The organism is Paraburkholderia sp. DHOC27, assembly GCF_003429005.1.
In the GTDB taxonomy this organism is placed as follows: Bacteria; Pseudomonadota; Gammaproteobacteria; order Burkholderiales; family Burkholderiaceae; genus Paraburkholderia.
The window spans coordinates 1494260-1520868 of record NZ_QVQV01000001.1 but is presented as its reverse complement, the minus strand read 5'-3'; the positions used below and the strand labels follow the sequence as shown (position 1 = coordinate 1520868).

Annotated in this window: 25 protein-coding genes; 4 read left to right on the top strand and 21 right to left on the bottom strand. The window is 63.3% G+C overall.

Annotation, left to right across the window (positions count from 1 at the left end):
* Positions 1 to 471: 471 nt before the first annotated feature.
* On the bottom strand, positions 472 to 1191 hold the full coding sequence (locus tag D0B32_RS06675; RefSeq protein ID WP_117332936.1) for a response regulator transcription factor: 720 nt from the start codon (positions 1189 to 1191) through the stop codon (positions 472 to 474).
* 254 nt (positions 1192 to 1445) lie between these two features.
* On the opposite strand from D0B32_RS06675, the gene D0B32_RS06670 reads away from it, so the two are divergent.
* On the top strand, positions 1446 to 2408 hold the full coding sequence (locus tag D0B32_RS06670; RefSeq protein ID WP_117332934.1) for a LysR family transcriptional regulator: 963 nt from the start codon (positions 1446 to 1448) through the stop codon (positions 2406 to 2408).
* Positions 2409 to 2639: 231 nt separating this feature from the next.
* The gene (locus D0B32_RS06665) at positions 2640 to 4250 is read left to right on the top strand and encodes a cyclic diguanylate phosphodiesterase (protein WP_117332932.1); all 1611 of its coding nucleotides are present in this window, start codon (positions 2640 to 2642) and stop codon (positions 4248 to 4250) included.
* A gap of 20 nt (positions 4251 to 4270) precedes the next feature.
* Here D0B32_RS06665 and D0B32_RS06660 read toward each other — a convergent pair whose 3' ends face one another.
* The 9 genes from D0B32_RS06660 to D0B32_RS06620 all read right to left on the bottom strand — a co-directional run bounded on the left by D0B32_RS06660 (position 4271) and on the right by D0B32_RS06620 (position 12592).
* Entirely contained in the window at positions 4271 to 4558 is a 288-nt protein-coding gene (locus tag D0B32_RS06660) for a cupredoxin family copper-binding protein (protein ID WP_259294933.1), read from the bottom strand.
* Between the two features lie 94 nt (positions 4559 to 4652).
* Entirely contained in the window at positions 4653 to 5588 is a 936-nt protein-coding gene (locus D0B32_RS06655) for a metallophosphoesterase (RefSeq protein ID WP_117332929.1), read from the bottom strand.
* A 144-nt stretch (positions 5589 to 5732) separates the two neighbouring features.
* Entirely contained in the window at positions 5733 to 6533 is an 801-nt protein-coding gene (locus D0B32_RS06650; RefSeq protein ID WP_117332927.1) for an anti-sigma factor, read from the bottom strand.
* Positions 6533 to 7072, bottom strand: a complete 540-nt coding sequence (locus tag D0B32_RS06645; protein ID WP_117332925.1) for a sigma-70 family RNA polymerase sigma factor — start codon at positions 7070 to 7072, stop codon at positions 6533 to 6535. Before D0B32_RS06645 ends, D0B32_RS06650 begins: the two co-directional genes overlap by 1 nt.
* 177 nt (positions 7073 to 7249) lie before the next feature.
* On the bottom strand, positions 7250 to 8215 hold the full coding sequence (gene lipA / locus D0B32_RS06640) for a lipoyl synthase (protein ID WP_117332923.1): 966 nt from the start codon (positions 8213 to 8215) through the stop codon (positions 7250 to 7252).
* A 2-nt stretch (positions 8216 to 8217) separates the two neighbouring features.
* Entirely contained in the window at positions 8218 to 9330 is a 1113-nt protein-coding gene (locus D0B32_RS06635; RefSeq protein ID WP_117332921.1) for an acetoin dehydrogenase dihydrolipoyllysine-residue acetyltransferase subunit, read from the bottom strand.
* 3 nt (positions 9331 to 9333) lie between these two features.
* Positions 9334 to 10338, bottom strand: a complete 1005-nt coding sequence (locus D0B32_RS06630) for an alpha-ketoacid dehydrogenase subunit beta (RefSeq protein ID WP_117332919.1) — start codon at positions 10336 to 10338, stop codon at positions 9334 to 9336.
* 57 nt (positions 10339 to 10395) lie between these two features.
* Positions 10396 to 11379: a thiamine pyrophosphate-dependent dehydrogenase E1 component subunit alpha gene (locus tag D0B32_RS06625; protein ID WP_117332918.1), complete on the bottom strand. Its 984-nt coding sequence runs from the start codon at positions 11377 to 11379 to the stop codon at positions 10396 to 10398.
* Positions 11380 to 11503: 124 nt separating this feature from the next.
* Positions 11504 to 12592: an ATP-NAD kinase family protein gene (locus D0B32_RS06620; RefSeq protein WP_117332916.1), complete on the bottom strand. Its 1089-nt coding sequence runs from the start codon at positions 12590 to 12592 to the stop codon at positions 11504 to 11506.
* A 434-nt stretch (positions 12593 to 13026) separates the two neighbouring features.
* On the opposite strand from D0B32_RS06620, the gene D0B32_RS06615 reads away from it, so the two are divergent.
* Positions 13027 to 14994: a sigma-54-dependent Fis family transcriptional regulator gene (locus tag D0B32_RS06615; protein WP_117332914.1), complete on the top strand. Its 1968-nt coding sequence runs from the start codon at positions 13027 to 13029 to the stop codon at positions 14992 to 14994.
* 27 nt (positions 14995 to 15021) lie between these two features.
* On the opposite strand, the gene D0B32_RS06610 is transcribed toward D0B32_RS06615, so the two are convergent.
* The 8 genes from D0B32_RS06610 to D0B32_RS06575 form a co-directional block, all read right to left on the bottom strand.
* On the bottom strand, positions 15022 to 15606 hold the full coding sequence (locus tag D0B32_RS06610; RefSeq protein WP_117332912.1) for a hypothetical protein: 585 nt from the start codon (positions 15604 to 15606) through the stop codon (positions 15022 to 15024).
* Between the two features lie 511 nt (positions 15607 to 16117).
* On the bottom strand, positions 16118 to 17320 hold the full coding sequence (pcaF, locus tag D0B32_RS06605; protein ID WP_117332911.1) for a 3-oxoadipyl-CoA thiolase: 1203 nt from the start codon (positions 17318 to 17320) through the stop codon (positions 16118 to 16120).
* A gap of 359 nt (positions 17321 to 17679) precedes the next feature.
* Positions 17680 to 18660: a D-erythronate dehydrogenase gene (denD, locus tag D0B32_RS06600; protein WP_117332909.1), complete on the bottom strand. Its 981-nt coding sequence runs from the start codon at positions 18658 to 18660 to the stop codon at positions 17680 to 17682.
* Positions 18661 to 18709: 49 nt separating this feature from the next.
* A complete protein-coding gene (gene otnI / locus D0B32_RS06595) occupies positions 18710 to 19498 on the bottom strand; it encodes a 2-oxo-tetronate isomerase (protein WP_117332907.1) in 789 nt (262 codons plus the stop codon).
* 100 nt (positions 19499 to 19598) lie between these two features.
* On the bottom strand, positions 19599 to 20255 hold the full coding sequence (locus D0B32_RS06590; RefSeq protein ID WP_117332905.1) for an aldolase: 657 nt from the start codon (positions 20253 to 20255) through the stop codon (positions 19599 to 19601).
* The gene (gene otnK, locus D0B32_RS06585; RefSeq protein ID WP_117332903.1) at positions 20252 to 21568 is read right to left on the bottom strand and encodes a 3-oxo-tetronate kinase; all 1317 of its coding nucleotides are present in this window, start codon (positions 21566 to 21568) and stop codon (positions 20252 to 20254) included. The genes D0B32_RS06590 and otnK overlap by 4 nt, the downstream gene beginning before the upstream one ends.
* Before the next feature lie 16 nt (positions 21569 to 21584).
* Positions 21585 to 22478: an L-threonate dehydrogenase gene (ltnD, locus tag D0B32_RS06580; RefSeq protein ID WP_117332901.1), complete on the bottom strand. Its 894-nt coding sequence runs from the start codon at positions 22476 to 22478 to the stop codon at positions 21585 to 21587.
* Between the two features lie 65 nt (positions 22479 to 22543).
* Positions 22544 to 23248, bottom strand: a complete 705-nt coding sequence (locus D0B32_RS06575) for a FadR/GntR family transcriptional regulator (protein WP_117332899.1) — start codon at positions 23246 to 23248, stop codon at positions 22544 to 22546.
* Between the two features lie 367 nt (positions 23249 to 23615).
* Between D0B32_RS06575 and D0B32_RS06565 the strand changes: the two genes are divergently transcribed.
* Positions 23616 to 24440 carry an IclR family transcriptional regulator gene (locus D0B32_RS06565; protein WP_117332895.1) on the top strand — a complete coding sequence of 275 codons (825 nt, stop codon included), beginning with the start codon at positions 23616 to 23618 and terminating at the stop codon, positions 24438 to 24440.
* Positions 24441 to 24492: 52 nt separating this feature from the next.
* On the opposite strand, the gene phnN is transcribed toward D0B32_RS06565, so the two are convergent.
* The 3 genes from phnN to phnF are packed head-to-tail and all read right to left on the bottom strand — an operon-like array spanning position 24493 to position 26566.
* Positions 24493 to 25050 (bottom strand): phosphonate metabolism protein/1,5-bisphosphokinase (PRPP-forming) PhnN, encoded by a 558-nt coding sequence (gene phnN, locus D0B32_RS06560; RefSeq protein WP_117332893.1) that lies wholly within the window; start codon positions 25048 to 25050, stop codon positions 24493 to 24495.
* The gene (locus tag D0B32_RS06555) at positions 25047 to 25811 is read right to left on the bottom strand and encodes a DUF1045 domain-containing protein (protein WP_117332892.1); all 765 of its coding nucleotides are present in this window, start codon (positions 25809 to 25811) and stop codon (positions 25047 to 25049) included. The genes phnN and D0B32_RS06555 overlap by 4 nt, the downstream gene beginning before the upstream one ends.
* The gene (gene phnF, locus D0B32_RS06550) at positions 25808 to 26566 is read right to left on the bottom strand and encodes a phosphonate metabolism transcriptional regulator PhnF (RefSeq protein ID WP_117332890.1); all 759 of its coding nucleotides are present in this window, start codon (positions 26564 to 26566) and stop codon (positions 25808 to 25810) included. The genes D0B32_RS06555 and phnF overlap by 4 nt, the downstream gene beginning before the upstream one ends.
* Between the last annotated feature and the right edge of the window lie 43 nt (positions 26567 to 26609).

Below are 26609 nucleotides of genomic sequence, written 5' to 3'. Positions count from 1 at the left end.
ATGGCCGGATGCTTTACACCCTCTGTTTGAAGCAAAACTACTTTTAATTGGGGTTCTTTTGCTACTTTGATGGCGAGTCTACCAAAACGATTATTTGCGGGATAGGAATGGCAGTCGCGCCACAACATGCGTTAGCACTGCGCCCCGGCCGCAACTTGCAAGCCAATCGTATTAATGGTTAAGCCAAAGGACGGAAAATGCTCAAAAATGATGCACGCGGCGCCGATAAACACGCGTAATTTTCATATGGTGGCGATTGTTCGGCGATCAGGAAACAGACGTTTGTGAAAAGCGCTAACAATTGTTCGGATTTCTGCAAATTCGGTGCGAACTTTATTTCGGTTTCGAGAATAGATATTTTCTGGAACCAGAAAACTTTTAGTGGGCGGAACGCAACAATGCGGCGTTAGGGCGTCGGGAGGCGGCAGGTGCGGCCACTGCCGGCACCCGCCAACACCTCCCCGCTTGCACTCAACCGTGCAGCGTCTGCGCCGCGGCGATGTTCAGCCCGCGCGGGCGCCGCACCGGGTCGAGCCGGTAGCCATAGTTGTAGATAGGGCTTAGCGCGTATTCGCCGAACGCCCGCAGTTCCAGCTTGGAGCGGATCGTGGAAACGTGCGCCGTCATGGTGCGGGCGTTGATGCGCTCGTCGTGGCGCCACACGGTCTCGGCCAGATAGACGCGCGACACCGGCCGCGCCAGGTTGCGAAACAGCAGGAGCGCGAGCTGGTATTCCTTGTGGGTGAGCGCGATATGCACGCCGTCCATCAGCACGCCGCGCCCGTCGGGCTCGAAGCGGTAGCGGCCGAACTCCAGCGCGTCCGAAGCCGTGTAGCGCGCCCAGTTGGCGGCCAGCGTGGTCTTGACGCCGGCAATCAGCGCGCGGGCCGTAACCGGTTTGGCGAGATACGCGTCTTCCGTGCGCCCCAGCGCGGTGGGACGGCGCGTCTCGTTGCCGACGAACAGCATGGGACGGTCCGACCAGAAAGTCTGCGCCAGATAACCGATCAGCCGGCCGTCGAGTTTCATTTCCTGGGTGTCGATAATCACCAGATCGCACGCCTCGACCCACGGGCTTTCAACCAGCTCATTGATGTTGCGATAGCCGCGGCAATGATATCCGGCGGCGCGCAGCATATTGGCCAGCGACAGCGGATTATCGGCATCCTTCTCCAGCGTTACGAGTTTCATTGTCTTGCTCGCCTAAATAATGTTTCCAGTCCATAAGCTCGGAATGCGTGAAATGCGACAGCGCTTCCGCGATGTTTATTTAGGCAGATTGAGAACCGGTGTCAAGCGTATAACCCGTCAATAAGGTATTCTTTAAATCAGCATAATCAAACACCCACAAACACTGTATTGCGTGTTTTAACGGCAATCGCGGAAATTCCTGGCACGATACAATAGTGCCTTATCCCCTGGGTAATTCTGGAGCACCTGTCACAATGGACACGTTGGACACCATGCGGATGTTTGTCCGCGTCGTAGAGGCCGGCAGCTTCACGAAAGCAGCAGGACTCGCGTCCGTGACCACACCGCAGATGTCGCGTGCGATCACTGATCTCGAAGCGCGCCTGCATACGCGTCTGCTGCATCGAACCACCCGTCATATGTCGCTCACCGAAGCGGGCGAACGGTATCTACAGCACTGCGAACAGATTCTCGCGCACGTCGATCTGGCAGAGGCCGAAGCGGCCGGCGCCGGGGCCCAGCCGTCGGGCAAACTTCGCGTTCATGCCACCACGGGCTTTGGCGCGCATCATCTCGCGCCGTTAATAGCCCGCTATAACAAGCGTTTTCCTGAAGTGCTGATCGAACTCGTGCTGGCGCAGCGCGTGCCGGACATCATCGAAGAAGGTTTCGATGTCGCGGTCGTGGTAGCGCGTGAGCTGGCGGATTCCGCGCTCGTCTCGCAACGCATCGGCAGCCTGTATACGATCCTCTGCGCTTCGCCCGGCTATCTGGCGCGGCACCCGGCGCCCGCGAATATCGCCGATCTGAACCAGCACACCTGCCTGCAACTCGTGCTGCCCGACATGCCCAACGGCCAATGGCACTTCGACGCCGTGGATGAACCCGTGTTTCGTCATATGCGCCCCAGCCCGCTCACGGTCAACGTGGCGGAAGCGCTCGCGGGCAGTATCCGCGAAGGCATGGGCATCGGGCCCCTGCCCCTTTCGGTCGCTCTGCCGGGCCTGCGCGACGGCAGCCTCGTACGCGTGCTGCCCACGCACCGTCTGCGCGCCAACAATATCTACGCGCTGTACGGCTCGCGGCGTTACCTGGACGCCAAGATCAAAACGCTGGTGGAGTTTCTGCGCGAGCACACGCCACTCGCGCTGGCCGACGAGGAGCGCGAAATGATGGCGCTGTGCCCGAGCATGGCGAACGAAGCGCTCGAGCCTTAAACCTCGAGCGTTGCACGGGCGGCGCGCATCCCCCGCGCGTCCCTTTCACTCTTTCCGCCATGCAGTTCTAACGCGAGCCGTGGCTGGTCGCACGGCGCCACGCCGCGGCCCGCGTTCGTCCCGGCAAAGAGGCGTGCTATATTCATCGGATAAATAGCATACCGAGACGCCGCACCGTCCCGCCGCATATTGCTTCTGGGACCGCACCGTCTCTCTTTTTGCCGCACTGCCATGTACGACACGTCGAAAGCTGTCGGCAAGACGCCTCGCTCCCTGTCAACCGGAGTTGCTCCCATCCGGCGCGGTCTCGCGTTGCGTCTGTGGCAAGTGGCCACCCTCCTGCTCGGCCTGCTCACCCTCACCGCCTGCGCAATGCTCGGCGAGTATGTTGCCGAGCGCGCGGTCGAATCGCGTGAACGTCTGATTGGCAGCGAACTCGCGGCATCCATCGACCGCATTCTGAGCGGTGTCGTGTCGCGTCACGAATCCGATCTGGCGGCCCTCGCCGGACGTCCCTGCGATGCGGTCTGGCGGCCTTTGGTGCAGCAACAGACCTACGTCACCTACATCCGCACGATCGCGCTGGTTGCCAATGGCCGCGCGTACTGTTCATCCGGCCTCGGACCGATCGACGTGCCGCTCGCTCCGTACCTGCGGGGCGGCAGCGCACCCGTCTCGCTCAACCTGCTGCGGCAAACGCAGTTTCAGCCAGGCGCGCCGGTGATCGTCATGTATCGCGCCACCGCGAAAGACGCCGGCATTCTGTACGTCGTCGATGGCCAATATATTGCCGACACGCTGGCCCACGGCGTCGGCTATGGCGCGCAGCATTCTGCGTTTTCCGTCGCGGGTGCCGGACGGCTGACCGATCGCAATACGTTCCTGCCCGCTGAAGAGTCCGGGCATGCCGCAACCACGCAGGTTTCCTCGAGCACGTGGCCGTTTTCCGTGCAACTGGTCGCGGCGCCCGGATACGTCACGCAGACACGCTGGAAATACGGACTCCTGTTCGGTGCAATCGGCGTGTTGGTGGACGTGGTGATCGCCGCACTCTACCTGCTCGCCTTCGCGCCGCGGCGTCTGCTGCTGAGCGCCGTGCAGCGCGGTCTGCGGCAAGGCGACCTGTACGTCGTGTATCAGCCCATCGTCGACATGGCGACGCGTTCGGTGATCGGCGTGGAGGCGCTGTTGCGCTGGCAGGACCGCAAGTGGGGCGCGGTCAGCCCCGCGGTGTTCATGCCGGAAGTCGAGTCCAGTGCGTTGCTCGCCAGCGTCACGCGCTTCATGCTGCACACGGCTGTGGCGGAAATGGGCCGCTGTGCGCCGGCGTTGCCGCTGCGCATCGCCGTCAACATCGCCCCCAAAGATCTCGAACGCAAAGGCTTCGTTGCAGAGGTGCTGGCTGTCTGCAACGAACTGCCCAAGGGCACCAGCCTCGTGCTGGAATTGACCGAGCGTTTCCTGCTGATGGAGAGCCCACGCATCGTGGCGATATTCGACACGCTCAAGGCCCACGGCGTGCGCTTCGCCATCGACGACTTCGGCACGCAGCACAGCAACCTCGATCTGCTGAGCCGCTTTCCGTTCGACTTCGTCAAGATCGACCGGCAATTCGTCAGACAGGTCGATACGGGCGGCGTCGAACTGATCACGGGCATCGTTTCAGTGGCGCGGCATTTCGGCATGCAGGTGATCGCCGAGGGCGTGGAATCGGAATCGCAACACGCAGCGCTGCGTGACGCGGGCGTGCCGTACGGGCAAGGCTATCTGTACCAGCGGCCGCTGCGGGCCCATCAACTGAAGGTACGGCGCACGGCGGCGAAAGCGGCGGCCAAGGCATGAGGCGCCGCTCACACAACCGTTTACTGCACGGTAATGGTCGCCTTCATGTTGGGATGGATGCCGCAAAAAATCTTGTAGACGCCCGGCTTGTCGAAGGTGTACTGGAAGCTATCGTTCTCGTCGAGCGCACTGGAGCGGAATAGTCCCGCGTCGTTCACCACGGTATGAGGTTCGCCGTCCAGGTTCTTCCATGTGACGGTCGAGCCTGCCTTGACCGTCACGTCCATCGGCGAAAACATGAAGTTTTTGATCACGACGGTGTTCGGCGCTTCCGCCTCGGCCAATGAACACGTGCCCATGACCACCATCAGCAGCAACGCCTGCATCGAAACGCGCCACAATGATTGAATAGTATTCCTTAGCATGATGAATAGCCTTTCAAAAAATGGAAGATGGTTGGTCTCAAACGAGCGTGGAATCCTGCAGGGTTGTTCTGAGCGGCGAGTGCATTACGCTGATGCTGGTCACGCCGAGCATCTTCGGCAACTGATCGCTTGCCACCTTCAACGGGCCGGGACCGGGCCCGTCTCCGGCGGTGGGTTGCGGATAAGCCGTTGAGCGTGCCGTGTGGAAGGTGATATTGCCCTCCACCTTCGAGACAATCTGGTGAATGTGGCCGTTGATCACTGTCACCGACCCGAAACGTTGCAGATAACTCATCGCTTCGCCGGCATCACCCGTGCCCCAGCCCCACGGTTCGTAGATCGTCCACATGGGCATATGGGCAAACACCACGATGGGCGTGCTCGACGAGCGCCCCTGCAGATCGTTTTTCAGCCAGGCGAGCTGCTCGTCGCCCAGACTGCCGAGGCCATTGGGCTTGAAGTGCATCACATTGACGAGGCCGATGAAATGCACGCCGTTGTGGTCGAAGCTGTAATAGCCGCGATTATTCGAGGCCTGGCCGAAGCGGTTGAAGTATTCGGTGCCGGGGCCGTCCGTCACGTCGTGCTCGCCCGGCACCGTGTGCAGCTCGGTGATATTCAGGCCGGACAGCAACTGCGCCGCGAGATCGAACTCCTGCGGTTTCGACAGATGCGTGATGTCGCCCGTGTGAATCGTCAGCGCGGGTTTCACCGGCATGGCGTTGACCAGTTCGATGGTCTGCTTGAGCGTGCCCGCCACATCGGGATTGGCTTCCTTGCTAAAGCCAATATGCGAATCGCTGATCTGCAGAAAGAGCGGCGTACCGGCGGCATCGCCCGAAGTGGCAGCGAGCGCCAGTTCGACCGGCGCGAGCACACCGCCGCTCAGCATGAACAGCGTGCCCACGCTGCCAAAGGCAAGACATTTCAAAGCGGCGCGACGCGCCGGATCGGATGGAAGACCTGACGACATGATGACCCCTCGATTGACCGCCAGAGCGTGAGTCGCGGGATCATCCCGCGGCCCATCTGACGGATTCGAGAAGTAGACTGCCGTGTGCTGCGGTTTATTCCAGGAACTGCACGTGAGCGTGAATCAACGTACAGCGAAGTTTCGTCAGGAAGCCTGATGAGCCCGCAAGCCATTGATAAAGCCATCCAGCTCGCCTTCGCCGGCGTCGGTAATGGCCCAATAGTTCATGCCGGCCGCACTCCAGTGCGCAAGGTGATAGCCGTTGCGCACTTCCAGCTTCGGCGTGGCGCCCGAATCGTTGCCGGGCCACACATACAGATTGATGGGATGCAGCTTGTAGCGATAGATCATCACCGCCACCGCGCGTCCGTTCAGATAATCGAGCCGGCCGCCCACTAGCGGATACCCCTCCGGCGCGAGGTCGATCACCGGGGGCGCGAAATCGATCTTGCCGTCGAACCAGGGCTTCACGGTGTGCCGGTCAGTGGAGATCACGTCATACAGGTGATTGAACTGCAACGAGCGCACGTGGCTATCCACGATTTCCTCGGTGAGATGTGTGTCACCGGGCGGCGTCGACAGATACAGCCCGGCGCTCCACGCAAGCGCCGCAAAACTCACCGCCATCGCGCCGAGCGGCGCCCAGCCGAGCGATGCGCCGCCCACCTTCACCGTACCCGCCGCGCGCTCCGGCGCGCCGAACAGCCGCTGCCACAGCGAGCGCCGCAACGGCAACGCGGCGTGAATCCGCTTCACGAGTTCGGGTGGCGTCTCGACCCGCAGGTCGGCTTCGTGAATCTGCCGGCTTGCCTGCCGCTGTTGTTCGTAGACGTCCTGACAGGCGGGACAATCCGCCAGATGACGCTCCACTTCACGCGCCTCGGACAGGCTCAACTCCTCGTCGACGTAGCCCGGCAGCAATTCACACGCTTGTTCGTGATCCATCACGCCTCCTGATCCGTGGGTGCGAGCAGCGCCGCGAGTTGCTGACGGCCGCGTCCGAGACGAGACATCACGGTGCCCATCGGAATCCCCACGATGGCGGCAATTTCCTTGTACGACAATTCTTCAAGCTCCCGCAACACGATCACCTCCCGATACTCCAGCCGCAGTTGCCGCAACGCGTGACGCACGCGCTTCTGGCTCTGGCTGCGAATCAGCATCGCTTCCGGGCTATCGTCGCGCTCGGGCAGGTCCGCTTCGAGGCTATGCACGTCATCCTCGAACATCGTCACATCCGCGGACTGCGCCCGGTTCTGCTGATACCACGTATAGAAGGTGTTACGCACGATGCTCAACAGCCACGCGCGCGCATCCTCACCGCGAAAGCCGGCGAAAAACCGGAACGCGCGGACGTACGCCTCCTGGACCACGTCCTGGGCGTCGTGGTCGTTATGGGTCAGCCAACGTGCGACATTGAAGGCCGAATTCATGTGGGGCAATACGAGCGTCTCAAAGCGCCTGGCTAGAGCTGGATCGGCCATTGTCAAATCCCTTCAGTACCCGCTTTCCTGTGACCGACATCGAGCAGACTGGCGGCACGGTGTTTTTATTCCCGGGACAGTAGAAATGGATAGCGTTGCATGCCGCACAATGAACGGAACGGTTCCCGCACTGTTCATACACGGCACCAACGCGGCAGCGACCGCCGCCTTACAGCCCTATGCGGACAGCGCCACCTGATCCGCATGATACGACGAGCGCACGAGCGGGCCGGCCACGACCTCGCGAAAGCCCATCTGCAGACCGGCCGCGCGCCATGTGTCGAACATCGCTGGCGGCACGTAGCGGCGTACCGGCAAATGAAACCGCGAAGGCGCGAGGTACTGGCCAATGGTCAGCACGTCGACCTGGTGGGCACGCAAATCCGCCATCGTGTCGAGAAGTTGCGCGTCGGTTTCGCCGAGGCCCACCATCAGGCCGGATTTGGTCACGAGCGCGGGATTGGCTGCCTTGACCTGCGCCAGCAATGCGAGCGAGCCGTGATAATCCGCGCCCGCTCGCGCGGCCCGATACAGCGCGGGCACGGTTTCGATGTTGTGGTTGAACACGTCGGGCCATGCGTTTGCCAGCGCATCGAGCGCCCGTTCGATGCGGCCACGGAAGTCCGGCGTCAGCACTTCGACGCGAATGCCCGGCACACGCTCGCGCAACAACGTAATGCACTTCGCGAAGTGCGAGGCGCCGCCGTCACGCAGATCGTCGCGGTCCACTGAAGTGATCACCACGTAGCGCAAGCCGAGTGCGGCGACGGCGTCAGCGAGCCGCTCCGGTTCGTGCGCATCCAGCGGCTCGGGCCGCCCATGCGCCACGTCGCAAAACGCGCAGCGCCGCGTACAGATCCCTCCCATGATCATGAACGTCGCGGTACGTTGCGCGAAACACTCGCCGATGTTCGGGCACATCGCTTCCTCGCACACCGAATGCAAACGGTGCGCGCGCAAAATCGCCGCCATGCCGGCCACCGTCTCGCTCATCATCGGTTTGGCGTGCAACCAGGGCGGCTTCGCCAGGCCCGCGCCATCCACGGGCACGATCTTCACCGGAATGCGCGCGAGCTTGTCACGGCTGCGCAGGCCGTGCTGGCCCAAAGCCGTGACGCTCTCACCATGCAGGGCGGCGTCCACGCTCACGCTCCGAGGAAGTCGTTGAGCAGCCGGTTCACTTCAGACGCGGCCTCCATCTGCACCATGTGCCCCTTGCCTTCAATCACGTGCACGCGGATGTCGCCCGTCAAACCCTGTGCGTGCGCAGCGGGAATGATCTGGTCCTGCGCGCCCCAGATCACCAGCGTACGCGGCGCGAGGCTTGCCACGCGGTCACGGTAGAGCTTGCGCTGCGTGCTGCCGTCGAACGCAGAAGTGGCCACCTTCTGCAGCGTTTCGTCGACGCCCTCCAGACGTTTGTATTTGACGATGTCCTCGATCAACTGCCGCGTCACTAGCGACGGGTCCGCGAACAGCTTGCCGAGATGGGGCTTGAGCGCATTGCGGCTGCTGCCGGTGGCGAAGCCGTCGATATACTCGCGATTGATCTCCGGCCCGAGGCCCGCACCGGCAATCAACGACAACGAAGCCACCCGTTGCGGGCTTTTCTCTGCCACGGTCATGGCGACGAGGCTGCCCATCGAATGCCCGATCAGATGCGCGCGCTCGATGTTCTGGTCGTCGAGAAACGCGATCACGGCCGCGGCGAGTTCGTCGGCGTCGCCCCGCTCCACTGCCTTGCCGGACTCGCCGTGGCCCGGCAGATCCAGCGCCCAGACCGTGCGATGCGCCGCAAGATCCGCGTGATTGAAGAGCCAGTTGTTCAGATCGCCGCCAAAGCCGTGAATCAACACGGCCGGCGTGCCGCCTTCGCCCATCTTCAGAAAGCGCACCGTGCGGCCGTTGATCTGCTTCTTCTCAGGCTGCGGGCCAGCGTCGGAGGTGTCCGCGGTGAGCGGCACGAAATCACGCTGGAAGGCGGCCACCGCGTCCTCGATGTCCGCGTCGGACGTTTCGGCGTCCGCCACCACGCCCAGCAACGCGCCGATGGGCAGGGTGTCGCCTTCCTGCGCGACCTGCTTGCGCAGCGTGCCATCGAAGGCGCACTCGACGCCGGACGAAATCTTGTCCGTTTCCACGTCGAGCACCTCGTCGCCTTTGCCCACTTTATCGCCCACTGCCTTGAGCCAGCCGTTCACCTGACCCTGCTCCATCGACAGGCCCCACTTGGGCATCGTAATCATATGAATCGGCATTGCTTAGCTCCTCGTTTTCAGCACGGCGGCGGCGATCTGGTCGGCGGACGGGATATACAGGTCTTCCAGCACGCTCGCGAATGGCGCGGGCGTGTGCGGCGCGGTCACGAGTTCGATGGGCGCTTTCAATGAGTGGAAGGCACGCTGCGCCACGAGCGCGGCGATGTCCGTGGCGATCGAACAACGCGGGTTGGCTTCATCCACGGCAACGAGGCGGCCGGTGCGCTCCACGCTTTCGAGGATCGTGTCTTCGTCGAGCGGCGAGGTGGTGCGCAGGTCGATCACTTCCGCCTGAATGCCGTCCTTCGCGAGCTGCTGCGCGGCTTCCATCGCGGTGTGGACCATCCGTCCGTAAGTGACGATGGTGACATCGTCGCCTTCGCGCACCACGTTCGCTTCGCCGAAAGGAATCGCATACGACTCTTCCGGCACGTCGCCTTCGCGGCTGTAGAGCATTTTGTGTTCGCAGAAGATGACCGGATCGTTGTCGCGGATCGCCTGGATCAGCAGCCCCTTGGCATCGTACGGGGAAGACGGGCACACCACCTTCAAGCCCGGAATGTGCGTGAACAGCGAGGTCAGCATTTGCGAGTGCTGTGCCGCCGCGCGCAACCCCGCACCCTGCATTGCGCGAATCACGACCGGCGTGACCGCCTTGCCGCCAAACATGTAGCGAAACTTCGCCGCCTGATTGAAGATCTGATCGAAGCACACGCCCATGAAGTCGATGAACATCAACTCCGCCACCGGGCGCATGCCGCACGCCGCCGCGCCCACTGCGGCGCCAATGTAGCCGCCTTCCGAGAGTGGCGTATCCAGCACGCGCCCCGGATATTTGTGGAAGAGGCCCTTCGTCACGCCGAGCACGCCGCCCCACGCGTCCTGCTCACCGGGCGAACCGGCGCCGCCCGCATTGTCTTCACCCATTACGATGACGCTTTCGTCGCGCGCCATCTCCTGACTCAGTGCTTCGTTGATCGCCTGAGAAAACGTGATTTTCCGTGCCATGTCTGTCTCCAGAATCGGTTAGGTATGCTGTGTATATCCCTTTGCGCTGTTCGGGCTTTACGGGTAGGACACGTACACGTCGGTCAGCAGATCTTCGGCGGTGGGTAGCGGCGCCGCTTTGGCCTCGCTCACCGCAGCGTCGATCAGTTGCTTGACCTCCGCGTCGATACTGCGCAGATCACTGGAGTTCAGCATTTCGGCACGCACCACGCGCTCTTCGAAGCGCTTCAGGCAGTCCTTTTCGTCACGCAGCTTCTGCACCTCACCGGGTGCGCGATAAGTCTGCGCATCGCCTTCGAAGTGGCCGAAATAGCGGGAAAACTTCACTTCCACGAGCGTCGGGCCGCCGCCGTTGCGGGCCCGTTCGATCGCCTCGCCTAGCGCTTCGTGCACCGCGAAGAAATCGAAACCGTCGACGATCACGCCGGGCATGCCGAACCCGCTGGCGCGATCGGCGATGTTGTCGGTCGCCACCGACCACGTCGACGACGTAGCTTCGGCGTAGCCGTTGTTTTCCGCCACGAAGATCACCGGCAGGCGCCATACCGAAGCGAGATTCATCGATTCGAAGATCACTCCCTGGTTGGACGCGCCATCGCCGAAGAAGCACACGCCGACGCCGCCGTTCTTCTTGTACTTCGCTGCGAGCGCCGCGCCGCACACCAGCGGGCCGCCCGCACCCACGATGCCGTTGGCGCCGAGCATGCCCCTGGACAGGTCCGCGATGTGCATGGAGCCACCCTTGCCATGACACACGCCAGTCTTGCGGCCATAGATTTCGGCCATCATGCCGCGCACATCCACGCCCTTGGCAATGCAATGACCGTGGCCACGGTGGGTGGTGGCGACGTAGTCCGCATCGTTCAGATGCATCATCGTGCCGACCGCCGAGGCTTCTTCACCCGCATACAGGTGCACGAAGCCGGGAATTTCGCCGGTGGCGAATTCCACATGCAGACGCTCCTCGAATTCGCGGATCGTGCGCATCATCCGGTACGCCTCCAGCAGCTTTTCCTTGCTCAACTGACTCGAAACCGACATGGTGTGTCTCCTTGAAAATGGACTCAAATGCACTGCCTGCTTCTGTGGACCTGCTTCATTGCTCCTGCCTGATTTATTTGGATCAACCGCGCGTCGTGCCGTGGCGGCGCGCGGACATTCACAGCTATCCGTTGACGGCCGCCATCGCACCGCTGGCGAGAGCCGGTGCAAGCGCCGCTTCACGCATCAACTGATGTGACGCGCTGTAACGCAGCGTGCGTTCGACATCCACCGTCAACGGGCCGTGCCAGTCGAGCGAAATCTCGTAGCGGTCGTCGCGCTCGAGTTCGATCTCACGCTCGCCGTCGAACGCGAGCGTGCCGTGCTCGGTATGCAGCGGTGTCCAGACGCCCACTTCGAAGCGCTCGCAGGTACGCATCGTGATGCGCTCGACGCGGCCCGGCGCAATGGGCGCCACCAGCGGCACGCCGGATTCACCTGGCCGCGCGAAGCACAGATGCAACCCGTGCGATGCGGTGCGCTCCACCGGCGCCCACGCGCCGCCAATCGACGACAGGCCGATGCCATCCGGCGCAGCGAAGGTGAGAAACAGCGTTTCGATGTCGGCCGGTTCCGAAACCGCGCGTGCGCCCACGAAGCGTTGCCGGCTCACGCACACGTCGACCAGCGCAATCTCCTCGCGGCCACGATTGGGACCCGCGACGCAGCGCACCACGAGCCGCTTGTTGCGGGTCAGCGCCACTTCAGCGGGAACCGCACCCGAAGCCACCAGTGCGCCGGCCAGACCTGCCACGGTCGCCTCGCGCAGATCGGGAAAGGCATTGTTGGTGCCGGTGGAAAGCGTCAATAGCGGCACGTCACCGCAGTGCGCCGCGACCGCGCGATGCGTGCCGTCGCCGCCCAGCACGGCGATGAGCCGCACGCCGGCGCGGATCATCGCCGCCACGCCGGCATGGGTATCGGTCACGCTGTCAGTAATGGGTTGCTCGATGAAGTCCACCTGAGGCCAGCGCTGCGGCTCGCCGACGGTCGTGTGCGTGTCGAGCGCGCGCAGCAGTAGCGCGGCGACGCCGGTGCGGTCGCGCAGCGCAAGCACTCGATCCACGCCCAATACGCCGAGGCCAGCGAGCAAACGCACGACCATGTTGGCTTTTTCCGAAGTTGGAAACACCGAGGCGTGGCTGGTAAGACGGCGAATGTCGCGGCCCGATGCGGGGTTTGCGATCACGCCGACCGTGATAGGCGATGACACTGGCTTGTCTCCTGACCGCCATGCGGCGGCGTCTCCGATGTCGCGCCGTGCCGATGACACGACGCTTTGTGTTGCGGCAGACACTGCAAAGGCTGTGCCAAAACGCGCGCGCATCTTGTCAGTGAGAAAAAAGCGCTTGTTTACAGGGGTTCCAGCAGGTTTTCGCGTTCAGCTGAAGAACCGCCACGCGGTGTGACGCGCTTCGTGAGACGTCTCACTGTCACGTCGCAGGAGACGGGTGGCGTCTCATCGCAACGCGTTCAAAGCGCGCTGAGCCTTACCGGAAGGCAATTTGCGCGCGCTCACAGAGGCCTCACCCATGCATGAGACAAACGTCTCACGCGTCTCGCATGCTGCATTGCGGTGTGATTCGCTCGCGCGGATGTGCTACAAGAACAGCCTGCACTGAGCGCGTCGTTCGACGGGAGCCAGACATGCCCTACGTCACTCAAACCCAGCACGTGGACCGGGTGCGCGGCGCCATCGAAGGGCGCCTGCCCGCCCCGGCGGGCTCGCCACGTCTCGTCTCGTCGTGGCAGCGTTCGTTCGAGGAATACCGTCTCGACCCAGGCTCCGCGATTGGCCCACGCGTGCTCACATCTGCCGAATTGCGCGAAATCCAAGGGAAAGAAGAGGCCTTTTTGCGCGCCTCCGGTCAATGTCTCGCGCGCCTGCACGACATGATTCGGGTTGCCGATTATTGCGTGATGCTGACGGACGCGCATGGCGTGACGATCGACTACCGGATCGACCGCGACCGTCGCAGCGATTTCAAGCATGCGGGCTTGTACATCGGCTCATGCTGGTCCGAGCGTGAGGAAGGCACGTGTGGCGTCGCCAACGTGTTGACCGATCTCGCGCCGATCACCGTCCACAAGACCGATCATTTTCGCGCGGCGTTCACGACGCTCACCTGCAGCGCCGCGCCCATCTTCGCACCCACTGGCGAGATGATCGGCGTGCTCGACGCATCGGCCGTGCAGTCGCCGGATAACCGCGACAGTCAGCGCCTCGTGTTTCAACTGGTCCGGCAAAGTGCGGGGCTGATCGAGGATGGCTACTTCCTGAACCAGACCACGCATTGCTGGATTCTCTTCGCTCACGCGAGCCGCAATTTCGTCGAAGCGCAACCCGAAGTGCTGATCGCATTCGACGAATGCGGCAACCTGGTAGCGGCGAATCGCAAGGCGCACGAGTGCATTCCTGGGTTGAATGGTCCGCGTCATGTCGACGACGTGTTCGACACTTCGAGCGTGAATCTGCACGACCTCGCGCGGACCGATGCCATCATCGGCCTGCGCCTGCGTGCCACCGGCGCGACGCTGCATGCACGCGTGCGCGCGCCGCTCAAACGCGCGACGCGTGGCAGCGCCACCGCTTCTGCCGGTGCTGCGAATGATGCCAACGAAACACGCCAGCCACGCGACGCAAGGGCCGACCATCACCTCGGTGCGCTCAGCCGTTTCCTGAACAGTGCCGATCCACGCATCGCGCAAAACGCCCAGGTGGCGCTGAAACTGGCCGGCAAGCGTTTGCCGCTACTGATCCTTGGCGAGACCGGCGTGGGCAAAGAAGTATTCGCGCGCGCCGTGCACGATTCCGGTGGACGATGCAGCCGTCCGTTCGTGGCGGTGAACTGTGGCGCGATACCCGAATCGCTGATCGAAAGCGAACTGTTCGGCTACGCGCCCGGCGCGTTTACGGGCGCGCGTAGCCGCGGCGCGCGCGGCAAGATTGCACTGGCGCACACGGGGACCTTGTTTCTCGACGAAATCGGCGACATGCCGTTGAATCTGCAGACGCGCCTGTTGCGTGTACTGGCAGAGGGTGAAGTGTTGCCACTGGGCGGCGAAACGCCGGTACGTGTGGACATTGACGTGATTTGCGCCACGCACCGCGATCCGGCGCAAATGGTGGCACAAGGCGCGTTTCGCGAGGACCTGTATTACCGGCTAAGCGGTGCGACGCTGCAGATGCCGCCGCTGCGCGAACGCGCCGATATTCGTGACGTCATCGAAGCGGTGTTCGACGAAGAGGCGCAAAGCGCCGGCCATGTGCTCACGCTCGATCCGCAACTCACGGCGCGTCTGTGCGAATTCGCGTGGCCGGGCAACATCCGTCAGTTGCGCAACGTTTTGCGCTACGCCTGCGCCGTATGCAATTCGAGCCGGGTGGAACTGCGTCATGTTTCGCCGGACATTGCCGTTCTGCTGGCCCCCGACGTCGGCCAGGCGCAAACACCGTTACTCGTCGAAGCGGGCGACGAGCGGGCACGCATCGTCGCCGCGCTGACGCGGCATCAGTGGCGACCCAACGCAGCAGCACAGGCGCTCGGCATGTCACGCGCTACGTTATACCGGCGCATGACGAAGCTGCACATCGTCGGACCGCACCGGCGTTAGCACTATTGCGACCGGGCGACCGTGCGATTACTGCGCCACGGCGTCTTTGGGCGTGATCTGCACGGCAGCAGCCGAAACGAAAACAGCGTGAACGGTATCGCCGACCTTGACGTCTTTGAGATCGACATCGGGGCCGACCTGAAGCGTGCGCGTTTGATGGGCGCCGCGCAACGTGACGAGACGGTGCGCGCGATCGATCTTGCGCACGGTGGCGAGAATTTCGATCTGCCGGGCCGACTCGAAGCCACCCGAGGCAGGCGCGTAGACCTGCGTATCGACGCGTGTGCGAATGCCGTTGCTGGCGGCAGCGACCTTGTCGGCTTTGACGAGCATGGCGTTTTTATAGAGCACGTCGACACGGTCGCCGACCTGCAGCTTGTCGAAGCCGGCCACTTGCTGACCGACGAGCACGTCGACGGTATTGCCATCGGTGCCTTCGAGAATGAGAGTACGTGCGCCCGCATCGATGCCGACGATTCTGGCGGTGATATGAACCGGCTGCACGATATTGACGACACCGCGCGTCGCGCTGGCAAGCTCGTCCTGAGCCCAGCCAGCGGGACAGACAGCGAGCGCCACGAGTAGAACCGTACCCAGCGTTGCCGCTTTCATGGAAGTTCTCCTAATTATTCAGCCCGACATAGCACAACGAACAGAAGTAATGCCGCAACCTCAGGCGGCAGTGATGTTTGATTAATGACCGAATCCCGTAGCAAGACAATTGTAGATGCGAGCTTCAAAAATTCCAGCACAGGAAAAGCGATAGACGCTAAAAAGCCAAAGTGCGGATGAAATGATGATCGCGATTATTGCGGCAGGTCCGTTCCAAGAAGGCGAGCAAAAAAATGTTATGCCCAACGGCGGAGCGCGCAGCGCAACGCTGGAGCGGATGACGGCTTTGTCAAAGAGATGAAGGGTGCGAGAGACGAACTCGTCTCGCACCACTCCGATTGAACACCTTAGGGGGACACCTACGGGCTAGCGGTGTGAGCCGCTTTCTTTTGCCTACTTTTCTTTGCGGCGGGCAAAGAAAAGTAGGTGCCGCCCCGCACAGGGGCGACGCCAATAGACCAATAAGAAATGAAAGCAAATAAGAATGCAAGAAAAGGCCAAAACAAAAAACTCAAACCCTCTCAATAGCAATAGCAATCCCCTGCCCCACCCCAATACACATGGTACAAAGCGCAAACCTGCCACCGGTACGATGCAACTGATACATAGCGGTCGTCACGAGCCGCGCCCCGCTCATTCCAAGCGGATGCCCCAGCGCAATAGCGCCGCCATTAGGATTGACACGCGCATCGTCGTCAGCAACCCCAAGCTCACGCAACACAGCGAGGCCCTGCGAGGCAAATGCCTCATTCAACTCGATCACATCGAACTGCCCGATATTCATCTTGAGACGTGCAAGCAGTTTTTGCGTAGCAGGCGCCGGTCCAATGCCCATCACGCGTGGCGCAACACCAGCCGTGGCCACGCCGAGCACCCGCGCACGCGGCGTCAGCCCATAGCGCTTCGCGGTCTCTTCATTGGCGAGCAGCAAGGCCGCAGCGCCATCGTTCACACCCGACGCGTTTCCGGCTGTCACCGTACCATCAGGTCGCACCACGCCCTTGAGCTTGGCCAGCGCTTCGAGGCTCGTTTCCCGCGGATGCTCGTCCAGCGAGACCACCACCGGATCGCCCTTCTTCTGCGCGATCGTCACGGACGTGATTTCCTGCGCGAGCGTTCCGTCACGCTGGGCACGCGCCGCCTTCTGTTGACTGCGCAGCGCGAAAGCGTCCTGATCTGCGCGGCTGATCCTGTAGTCGGTGGCGACGTTCTCGCCCGTTTCGGGCATAGAGTCCACGCCGTACATCTGCTTCATCAGCGGATTCACGAAACGCCAGCCAATCGTCGTATCGTAGATATCGGCTTGCCGCGAGAACGCGCTGGTGGCCTTGCTCATCACAAACGGCGCACGGCTCATGCTTTCGACACCGCCGGCCACCATCAACGCCGCCTCGCCCGATTTGATCGCGCGTGCCGCAATGCCCACGGCATCCATGCCCGAACCGCACAGCCGGTTCACGGTCGAACCGGGCACCGCTTGCGGCAAGCCCGCCAGCAACAGCGACATGCGCGCAACGTTGCGGTTGTCCTCGCCGGCCTGATTCGCGCAACCGTAGATGACGTCGTCAATGGCGCTCCAGTCGACGTCCTTGTTGCGCTCCATGAGCGCCTTGAGCGGCACCGCGCCCAGATCGTCGGCACGCACTGACGACAACGAACCCGCGTAGCGGCCAATCGGGGTGCGAATCGCGTCGCACAGGAAAGCTTCAGTCATGTGATGTCTCCAGTTGAATACTGCGCGGCTTGCGGCGCCAGTCGAACCGGCGCGAGGGGCACGTTCGGCAACAGGACGGCAGCCTGTGACCAGCGGCGCTCACAGCAAGCGTGGGGAGCCTCGAAACCATTGCCACGGCGTCATCGTGAACGCCCACACCCCGGGTCGAGGATAGCAGCAACGGCTTTCAGGCCAAGGTCCAATTTGTTCTTTATACGAACATTAGATCGAATAACGAACATTCAGGCCTGATGATAGGCGCGGGCGGGAAAGTGTGTCAAGCGTGGCAGCCAGCCGTCAGGGAATACCAGCAGGGGGAATGCGTGCCTTCGAAGGTCTGAAGAAACGCAGCAGGTGCTTCAACGCACCTGAATATGCTCGTCCTCGATATAACTGCGGATCACATCCGCGAAACTGCGTTCGCCCACCAGCCCGAGGCGTTCCGCGCGCGTCGTATCCCAGGCTCCCGGCCAACTGGTGACGAGTTTGTCGATGCGCGGATCCATCTTCCATTCGACGCGCTTCGCCACCTCATCGCCCGCCACTTCGCGCAGGGCGTCCACCATTTCATCGACGCTCACCGAGATGCCGGGCAGATTCAAGGCCCGCTGCATGCCAAACAAGGCGGCGTCGAGTTCGAGTCCGGCGATCAGCGAAGCGATTGCCCTGCGTGGCGACAGCAGCCACACGCGCGTGCTGCCCGCCACCGGACACACACTCGTTTCGCCATTCAATGGTTCGCGAATGATGCCGCTCGCAAACGAAGACGCCGCCGCATTCGGCTTGCCCGGCCGTACGCTGATGGTGGGCAAGCGCATGATCCGGCCGTCGACGAAACCGCGTCGCGTGTAATCGTTCAGCAGCAGTTCCGCGATCGCCTTCTGCGTGCCATATGACGACTGCGGATTGAGCGCAGTATCGTTCTGCACGACCTCCGGCATGTCGCCGCCATACACCGCGACCGAACTGGTGAACACCACCCGCGGCCGGTGCCCACGCGCGCGGCACGCTTCCAGCAACACGCGCGACGCATCGAGATTGATGCGCATGCCGAGATCGAAATCCGCTTCGGCCTGGCCGCTGACAATCGCCGCCAGATGGAAAATCACGGACGTCTCGCTGTCGATCAAACGTTCCAGCACACTGCGCTCGGCAATGTCGCCTGTTTCAACACGCACCCGCTTGTCGGTAAAACCGCTGGCCGGCACGACGTCGAGCAGCACAAGCTCGGTGATGGTCTGCGGCTGGCCGTCCACCCCTTTCACCTCGCCGCGCACCAGCAGTTCGCGCGCCAGGCGTTGACCGAGAAAACCCGCACCACCCGTGATCAGTATTTTCATAACGTTCGTTATCCTGAAGATCGTTTGTCAAAGCCGAAACGCGATTCGCTCACGCATTACCCTGCAAATACGACTTGAGCCAAGCCAGCCCTTCGGACGTGCCTGCACGCGGCCAGTATTCGCAGCCCACCCAGCCGTCGTAACCGAGTTTGTCGATGATGTCGAACAGGTAGGGATAATTCACTTCGCCGCTATCCGGTTCGTGCCGTTCAGGCACGCCCGCAACCTGGATATGGCCGATGCCTGCCATGTCGCGTTCGAGTTTCTTCGTGAGGTCGCCTTCCATGATCTGGCAGTGGTAACAGTCGAACTGCACTTTCAGATTCGGCGCGCCGATTTCCGCGCAGATAGCCTGCGCATCGTCCTGCCGGTTGAGCAGATAACCGGGCATGTCACGCGTATTGATCGGTTCGATCACGATCGTGATGTCATCTGCCTGCGCGAGTCGCGCGGCGTAGGCGAGGTGCTCGATATACAGTGCCCGATGCCGCTCGCGCGACTGATCCGCGCCGAGCACGCCGGCCATCACGTGCAACTTGCGATTGCCGAGCACCCGCGTGTATTCCAACGCGCGCTCGATGCCGCGCCGGAATTCGTCCTCGCGCCCCGGCAACGAGGCAATGCCGCGTTCGCCCGCGGCCCAGTCGCCCGGAGGCGCGTTGAACAGCGCCTGCGTGAGGTCGTGGGCGTCGAGACGCGCCCTGATTTCCGAAGCAGGAAAGTCGTAGGGAAACAGATACTCCACGGCCTTGAAACCATCGCGCGCCGCGGCGGCGAAGCGATCCAGAAAGCCGTGTTCGTTGTACAGCATGGTCAGATTCGCAGCGAAACGAGGCATGGCAGCCCCTCCCTTTCATTGTTGAAGCGCGACGCGCATCGCGCATCAGTTAAGCCTCGAGAACAAACCACTGGGCCAGCATCCATTCGCAATGCGCGGCTCACCAGCGCGCGCCGAATACCTTGCGCAAGGTGTCGATTGCCGCGTCATCCAGCGGCGCCGGTCGCGGCTGCGTCATCAGCCACAGGCGCGCGGTTTCTTCCAACTCTTCGAGTGCATACGACGCGTGCGCCACTGACCGCTCCCACACCACCGGACCCAGCCGTTCGAGCAGCACGCCGCGCACGCTGTTGGCCAGCGCGGCGATGCGTTGCGCGACCTCGGGATCCCCCGGACGTTCGTAGCGAATCAACGGAATGTGGCCCACTTTCATCACGTAGTAAGGCGTGATGGGCGGCAGCACATCGGTCTCGCTCCACACACCGGCGAGACTCAACGCCACGAGATGCGTCGAATGCGTGTGGACGATGCCGCGCGTCTGCGGATTGCTGGCATAGATGCCGCGATGCAGCGCCAGCGTTTTCGACGGCTGACCGCCTGACACCAACTGCCCCTCCGCGTTGACCTTCGCAATTGCGGCGGGATCCAGGCGGCCAAGGCACGCATCGGTTGGCGTAATGAGCCAGCCATCGTCGAGACGCGCGCTGATATTGCCCGCCGTGCCCACCGTATAGCCGCGCTGATACAGGCTCGCGCCAACCGTGCAGATCTCTTCGCGGACCCGTGCTTCGTCACCTGAAACGCTAACCGCGCTCATGATGCGGCTCCGTCCAGATGACGCAGCGCCTTGCTGAAGAAATCGGGGCCGCCGAAATTGCCGGACTTCAGTGCCAGCGCAAGCGGCGCCTCGCCGTGCGTCGCAATCGTCGCGGTCGCGGGCACACCGGGATCGATCTGCGCGCCGATGCGCAGCGCGCGAACGTCGAGCGCCTGCACGACCGCTCCTGATGTCTCGCCGCCCGCCACCACGAACTTGCGCACGCCGAGTTCGTGCAAGCCGCGCGCGATCGACGCGAGCGTACGTTCCACCAGTTGCCCCGCCGCTTCCACGCCGAGTGCCTGCTGCACCGCCTTCACTTCATCGGGCGTGGCGGTGGCGTAGATCAACATGGCTTGTGCGTGGCTCAACTGCTCGCGCGCGAAGCCGAGCGCCTGATCGACCACCGGCTCGCCACGCGCCACCGCCAGCGGATCGATGCGGAACGCGGGCCGCGTGGCGCACCATGCCGCGACTTGCGCGTTGGTGGCCTTCGACGCGCTGCCGGCCAGCACCGCCGCATGGCCTTCGACTGACGGCAGTTTGCCGGCGTCCGCTGCTTCCGGCAGCAAGCCCGCCTGGCGGAAGTTCTCCGGCAAGCCGAGGGCAATGCCCGAGCCGCCCGTGATCAGCGCAAGATCGGCGCAGGCTTCGCCGAGCGTGTAGAGGTCGGCGTCGGAAAGCGCATCGGCGATGGCGACGCGCACGCCGTCGCGACGTAACGCGTCGAACGATTCACGCACGGCGGCCGGTCCTCGCGCCACCGTGTCGTAGCGCACCAGCCCTACCTTGGACGCGGTCTGTCGCTGCAACACGCGCACGAGATTCGCGTCGGTCATCGGCGTCAGAGGATGGTGCTCCATGCCCGACTCGTTCAACGGCACGTCACCCACGAACAGATGACCGCGATAGATCGTGCGGCCGTTCTCGGGGAAAGCCGGACAGGCAATCGTGAACGCGCCGGTATTTGCATGCGGCAGCGCATCGAGCAACGCATCGGCCACTGGACCGATATTGCCCGCATCGGTGGAATCGAAGGTCGAGCAATACTTGAAGAAGAACTGCCGGCATCCTTGCGCGCGCAACCAGTCGAGCGCGGCCAGCGATTGCTTCACGGCATCTGCCGCTGCGATGGTGCGCGATTTGAGCGCCACCACCAGCGCGTCCGCTTCGAGCGGCGCATCGCCCTGCGGCACGCCGATGGTCTGCACGGTACGCATGCCGCCACGCACCAGCATGTTGGCCAGATCCGTTGCGCCGGTGAAATCGTCGGCAATGCAGCCGAGCAAGGCTCGTTTCGTGGAATTCGTCATAGCGTCTCTGCTCCGCTCATGACTTTGAAGCCGGAATGTCGATGCCGGGGAAAATCTTGATCACCGCGGCATCGTCCTCGCCGCCGTGCCCCGCCGACGACGCCATCATGAACATCTGATGCGCCGCCGCCGACAAGGGCAGCGGGAATTTCGAGCGACGCGCCGTATCGAGCACGAGTCCCAGATCCTTGACGAAGATATCCACCGCCGAGAGCGGCGTGTAATCGCCCTTCAGGATATGCGGCACGCGGTTTTCGAACATCCACGAATTGCCGGCGCTGTGCGTGATTACGTCATACAGTGCCTCCGCGTCGACGCCTTCGCGCAAACCCAGCGCCAGCGCTTCCGCAGCCGCTGCGATATGCACGCCGGCCAGCAACTGATTGATGATCTTCACTTTCGAGCCCGCGCCGTGCGCATCGCTGAGCCGGTAGACCTTGCCGGCGATCGCCGTCAGCACGTCCTCGCACGCGGCATACGCGGCGGCAGGGCCGGACGTCATCATGGTCATCTCGCCGGATGCCGCACGCGCCGCGCCACCCGAGAGCGGCGCATCGAGCATCTGCAAACCGGCCGCTTCGACGCGCTGTCCGAGTGCGATCGCGAAGTCCGGCGCGACCGTTGCGCTCGCAATCACGACGCTACCCGGTTTCATGCTGGCCACTGCGCCGTGCTCACCGAACAACACGCTTTCCGTCTGCGCCGCGTTGACCACCACCGTGATCACCACTTCGCATTGCGCGCCCAGTTCAGCGGGATTCGCGCAGGCCACGCCGCCTTCCGCGGCGAAATTGTCCAGCACGGCGCGGCGCAGATCGCAGGCATGCACCCGAAACCCGGCCCGCAATAGTGAACGGGCCACGCCCAGTCCCATCGCGCCGAGGCCAATCACTCCCACGTTTCTCGACATGCTTCGCTCCTGATCGAATCCGCAACGACGTTTCGAGGTTCCGCACCCGCCGCTGGGTCTGCCGCTCAACAGATGCCCGCCTCCGACAAACGGCGCGCAGCGTTATACATATGCGTGCAGGCCGCGTTGCGCGCGGCCATTGGATCTCGCGCGCGAATCGCGGCGGCGATCGCCGCGTGCTCTTCGCGCACCTGACGTGAAAAGTCCTCGCGCAGTGCCTCGTTGCGACGCGTGATCATGGTTCCTGCCTCCAGATATTGGTTCAGGAACGTCAGGGTCTTGAGGAAATAAGGATTGCCGGTTGCCGCGGCGATGGCGCGATGAAAGGCCACGTCTTCCGCCACGCCGTCCTCGCCTGCGGCGGCGGCCGCGTCGATCTCCGCGAGCGCGGTCTCGATTGACAGCATGTCGGCGTCGCTGCGGTGCATCGCGGCTTCGGAGGCCACCTCGGCTTCGATGGCGCGGCGCAGCGCCAGAATCTGCAGCACCGATCCGGCCTCGACGGCTTCCGCGTAGTCGATGCGCAGCGGCCTGATCGTGCCGTGCCCGGCGATAAACACGCCGCTTCCCTGACGCGGTTCGACGACACCCTCGTTTTTCAGCCGCGAAATCGCCTCGCGGATGACCGTGCGGCTCACGCCGAACTGCTCCGCCAGCACCGCCTCGGTCGGCAGCTTGGCGCCGCGCGCAAAGGCGCCTTTGTCGATCTGCTTGAGCAGTTGCTGGGCCACCGTGTCGCTCAACGCGCGGGCGGGAATCTTCTCGAACATGCTGGCTCGATTAGTCAGGTGATCGGGTCATCATACAAATTTAGCGCAACGCTTGCATCCAGCAAAACCCTGGTGCGGTTGCTTTGACGGACAGGCGAGACGGGGTAATGACGGCCTCCTGCCGCATCGTGGCAGCGCGGCGGGTCGTCACCTGAACAGCGGCCGCGAGCCCCGCGCGAAATTCGGCAAGGTTGGCGAAACGCAGGGCATAAGCTATCTTCACGGCTTTCCGCGTGCCTGCATGTGGTCTGCGGGTGGTTCGCGCCGCGCGTCATGCACGACGTGATCCCAGGCAGCACGAGGAGCAACGGGTCACGCAGCAGCACACAGGTCAGCCCGCCATTTCACGCAATCCCGAAGAGTCTCGATGAGCAAAGTCTCCCAAGCGTCTCCCGATGATCCGGCCAGCGCCGCCGACGCGCCGGACCGGCCGGGCGATTCCTACGTGCAGTCGTTTGCGCGTGGCCTCGCGGTGATTCGCGCGTTCAACGCGCAGCGCCCCGAGCAGACGCTCACCGACGTGGCCGCCGCCACCGGCCTCACGCGCGCGGGCGCGCGGCGCATTCTGCTGACCTTGCAGACGCTCGGGTATGTCGAAGCGGAAGGACGTCTGTTCCGCCTCACGCCCAAGATTCTCGATCTCGGCTTTGCGTATCTGACCTCGATGCCGTTCTGGAATCTCGCCGAGCCGGTGATGGAAGAACTGGTGGCCCAGGTGCATGAAAGCTGTTCCGCCGCGGTGCTGGATCGTACGGAGATCGTCTACGTGCTGCGCGTGCCGACCCACAAGATCATGACCATCAACCTGTCGATTGGCAGCCGCTTGCCGGCGTACTGCACGTCGATGGGCCGCGTGCTGCTCGCCGCGCTCGACGACGAAACGCTCGACGCCACGCTCAATTCCGCGCCGCTCTATGCGCACACGCCGCGCACCATCACGGATAAGGAAGAGCTGAAGAAAGTGCTGGCCCAGGTGCGCCGCCAGGGCTGGGCCATCGTCGATCAGGAACTGGAAGGCGGTCTGATTTCGCTGTCCGCGCCGATTCGCAACCGGCAAGGACGCGTGATCGCCGCCATGAACATCAGCGGCAACGCACAGCGCAATTCGGCCAGGCAGATGGTGAAGGCGTTTCTCGAACCGCTGCAGCAAGCCGCGCAAAACGTGTCGGATCTGGTGGCACGGCGAGGGTGACACGGGGGCGAAGCTCGCGGCGGTTCTGCTGACTCAAGCGCCTGAGCGGCTTTTAAACCCCGAAACCCGCCGCGCCCCGCACCACGTCCACGAACACGCGCCCCGCGTCTTCGAGCGCGCCGGAATTGTCGATCCGCGTCAAGCGCACGCCAGCGGGCAACGAGAACGGCGCTTGCCGGGCGAGCCTCGCGGCCACCTGCTCCGCGGTCTCGCGGGCCCGCGAGCCGAGGCGCGCCGCCAGCACTTCTGGCGCGGCTTCGACATGCACCACATCCATGAACGGATAGCGTTGCAGCGCGTGTTGCAGATGCTGACGCGAGCCGTTGACGACCACCGTGCAGCCTCGCTCGAGCCACGCATCCAGTTCGACGCCGATGCCATAGCGCAAACCGTGGCTCGACCATTCCAGTGCAAACAGTCCCAACGCGGAGCGCGCCGCGAACTCTTCGTCCGTCAGCGCGACGTGGTCTTCGCCGTTGCCGCTAGGCCGCGTGATGTAACGATGCGCGAACAGAACAGGCTCCTGCGTGACGCGCTGCCGGGCGAATCCGAGCAGCGCATCCTTGCCTGCACCGGACGGCCCCATCACATAGATCAAACGGCCCTTCATGGCGTCTCCACCTTGTCTGCATGAAACGGCAGGCGTTGCCACAGCACGAATGGTTGACCTGGGGCCGGTTCGACGAAGAGCGCAGCACTGTCGATGACGAGCGCGCCCAGCTCCGCGATCCGCGCCTGCCACCAGGCGACCAGCGCCGCGCGCTCCTCGGCGCCGTCGAGCGAACTGGACAGCGTCATGTGGAAGCGAAACTCGTCGAACACGTACGGATAGCCCCATTCGATCAGCAAGCTGCGCTGGCGCTCGGTCAACGGCGCGGCGAGCCGGCGGCCCAGATCGTCGGCGGAAGGCCTCGCGCGCAAATCGCCCAGCGTTCGCAACGCGCTCGCTGCGAGCGCACGCATGGCTGTTTCGCCGTCCGTTTCGGCTGGCCGTAGCGCGACGAAGTCACCGAGCGTGGCAGCTTCAACGGGTAGTACGAAGGGTGTCTGGTCGTGAGCCCAGTTGCGCGCTTCGTCCAGCACGGCGCGCGAACTCACGCCGTCAGCCAGACGAAAGGGCGCGACCAGCGTGCCATGCCAGCCGTAACGGCGCGGCGCCTGCGTCAACTCTGCAACCGTGCGTGCCACAGCGGGCGGCTGCGGCGCGGTATATGCCGCGCCTGTTTCCACGTCGCCACCCAGCCATTCACAGCCCGCCTGCCACCAGGGCGAAACGCGGGACGGCGCGTAGTACACCGCAAAACGCGCATCGGCGGCCCATCGCACGTCGTCGTTGCCCGCCCAGGCGCCGGCATCCAGCGCGACGCTCATACGTCGTGCTCCACCATCAGTTGCACGCGGTCCGCTGCGAAATGCGTCACACCGTATTTGATCGGCGTGCCGGCCAGATCGACATCCACGTTTTCGACCCACAGCACCGGCTGCTGCCGGTTGATGTTCAGACGCCGCGCCACCTCCGGCTCAGGCAGCACGCTGCCAATGCGGCTCCACTTGCGCAGATAGTCCGCCACGCCAAATTCCGCCAGCGTTTTGGTGATGCCGCCGGTCCGTTCCAGGACCTGCGGCAGATCCACGAAACGCGCGGCCGGATACCAGTTGCGCGCGAAGGTCAGCGGCACGCCGTCGGACTCATGCAGCGATTCGATCCGGTACACCAGCGCGCCGGCGCGCAGGCCCAGCGCTTTCGCGACATTCGGCTCGGCCTTCACGCGCAGGGCCGACAGCATCGAGCCACCCGCCGCGTGATGTTGCTGGCGCAGGTTTTCGGTGAAGCGGGTGCGGCGCCCAATCGTATAGTCGATCGCGCCGGGTTGCACGAAGGTGCCACGCCCCTGCTCCACACTGACGAGCCCGAGCGCCGCGAGCCCGAGCATGGCGCGCCGCACGGTATGGCGATTGACGTCGAAGCGTTTGGCCAGTTCTCCTTCGCTTGGCAGACGGCCGTCTTCCCCGAAACCACTGGCCGCGATCTCGGCGGCGAGGATCTGCTCGATCTGCCGCCACACGGCAACGCCCGCACCACGTTCGAGCTGCGTGCCCGGCGCGGCGGTATCGTTCGATGTCATGGTGCTGTCATTCCCTTCAGTTCAAATATTCGCTGTGACGTGC

What these genes read in the sequence shown, in the direction of transcription:
- D0B32_RS06675 (WP_117332936.1), bottom strand. Translation starts at nt 1,191, where the DNA reads ATGAAACTCGTAACGCTGGAGAAGGATGCCGATAATCCGCTGTCGCTG.
- D0B32_RS06670 (WP_117332934.1), top strand. Translation starts at nt 1,446, where the DNA reads ATGGACACGTTGGACACCATGCGGATGTTTGTCCGCGTCGTAGAGGCC.
- D0B32_RS06665 (WP_117332932.1), top strand. Translation starts at nt 2,640, where the DNA reads ATGTACGACACGTCGAAAGCTGTCGGCAAGACGCCTCGCTCCCTGTCA.
- D0B32_RS06660 (WP_259294933.1), bottom strand. Translation starts at nt 4,558, where the DNA reads ATGGTGGTCATGGGCACGTGTTCATTGGCCGAGGCGGAAGCGCCGAAC.
- D0B32_RS06655 (WP_117332929.1), bottom strand. Translation starts at nt 5,588, where the DNA reads ATGTCGTCAGGTCTTCCATCCGATCCGGCGCGTCGCGCCGCTTTGAAA.
- D0B32_RS06650 (WP_117332927.1), bottom strand. Translation starts at nt 6,533, where the DNA reads ATGGATCACGAACAAGCGTGTGAATTGCTGCCGGGCTACGTCGACGAG.
- D0B32_RS06645 (WP_117332925.1), bottom strand. Translation starts at nt 7,072, where the DNA reads ATGGCCGATCCAGCTCTAGCCAGGCGCTTTGAGACGCTCGTATTGCCC.
- D0B32_RS06635 (WP_117332921.1), bottom strand. Translation starts at nt 9,330, where the DNA reads ATGCCGATTCATATGATTACGATGCCCAAGTGGGGCCTGTCGATGGAG.
- D0B32_RS06630 (WP_117332919.1), bottom strand. Translation starts at nt 10,338, where the DNA reads ATGGCACGGAAAATCACGTTTTCTCAGGCGATCAACGAAGCACTGAGT.
- D0B32_RS06625 (WP_117332918.1), bottom strand. Translation starts at nt 11,379, where the DNA reads ATGTCGGTTTCGAGTCAGTTGAGCAAGGAAAAGCTGCTGGAGGCGTAC.
- D0B32_RS06615 (WP_117332914.1), top strand. Translation starts at nt 13,027, where the DNA reads ATGCCCTACGTCACTCAAACCCAGCACGTGGACCGGGTGCGCGGCGCC.
- D0B32_RS06610 (WP_117332912.1), bottom strand. Translation starts at nt 15,606, where the DNA reads ATGAAAGCGGCAACGCTGGGTACGGTTCTACTCGTGGCGCTCGCTGTC.
- pcaF (WP_117332911.1), bottom strand. Translation starts at nt 17,320, where the DNA reads ATGACTGAAGCTTTCCTGTGCGACGCGATTCGCACCCCGATTGGCCGC.
- denD (WP_117332909.1), bottom strand. Translation starts at nt 18,660, where the DNA reads ATGAAAATACTGATCACGGGTGGTGCGGGTTTTCTCGGTCAACGCCTG.
- otnI (WP_117332907.1), bottom strand. Translation starts at nt 19,498, where the DNA reads ATGCCTCGTTTCGCTGCGAATCTGACCATGCTGTACAACGAACACGGC.
- D0B32_RS06590 (WP_117332905.1), bottom strand. Translation starts at nt 20,255, where the DNA reads ATGAGCGCGGTTAGCGTTTCAGGTGACGAAGCACGGGTCCGCGAAGAG.
- otnK (WP_117332903.1), bottom strand. Translation starts at nt 21,568, where the DNA reads ATGACGAATTCCACGAAACGAGCCTTGCTCGGCTGCATTGCCGACGAT.
- ltnD (WP_117332901.1), bottom strand. Translation starts at nt 22,478, where the DNA reads ATGTCGAGAAACGTGGGAGTGATTGGCCTCGGCGCGATGGGACTGGGC.
- D0B32_RS06575 (WP_117332899.1), bottom strand. Translation starts at nt 23,248, where the DNA reads ATGTTCGAGAAGATTCCCGCCCGCGCGTTGAGCGACACGGTGGCCCAG.
- D0B32_RS06565 (WP_117332895.1), top strand. Translation starts at nt 23,616, where the DNA reads ATGAGCAAAGTCTCCCAAGCGTCTCCCGATGATCCGGCCAGCGCCGCC.
- phnN (WP_117332893.1), bottom strand. Translation starts at nt 25,050, where the DNA reads ATGAAGGGCCGTTTGATCTATGTGATGGGGCCGTCCGGTGCAGGCAAG.
- D0B32_RS06555 (WP_117332892.1), bottom strand. Translation starts at nt 25,811, where the DNA reads ATGAGCGTCGCGCTGGATGCCGGCGCCTGGGCGGGCAACGACGACGTG.
- phnF (WP_117332890.1), bottom strand. Translation starts at nt 26,566, where the DNA reads ATGACATCGAACGATACCGCCGCGCCGGGCACGCAGCTCGAACGTGGT.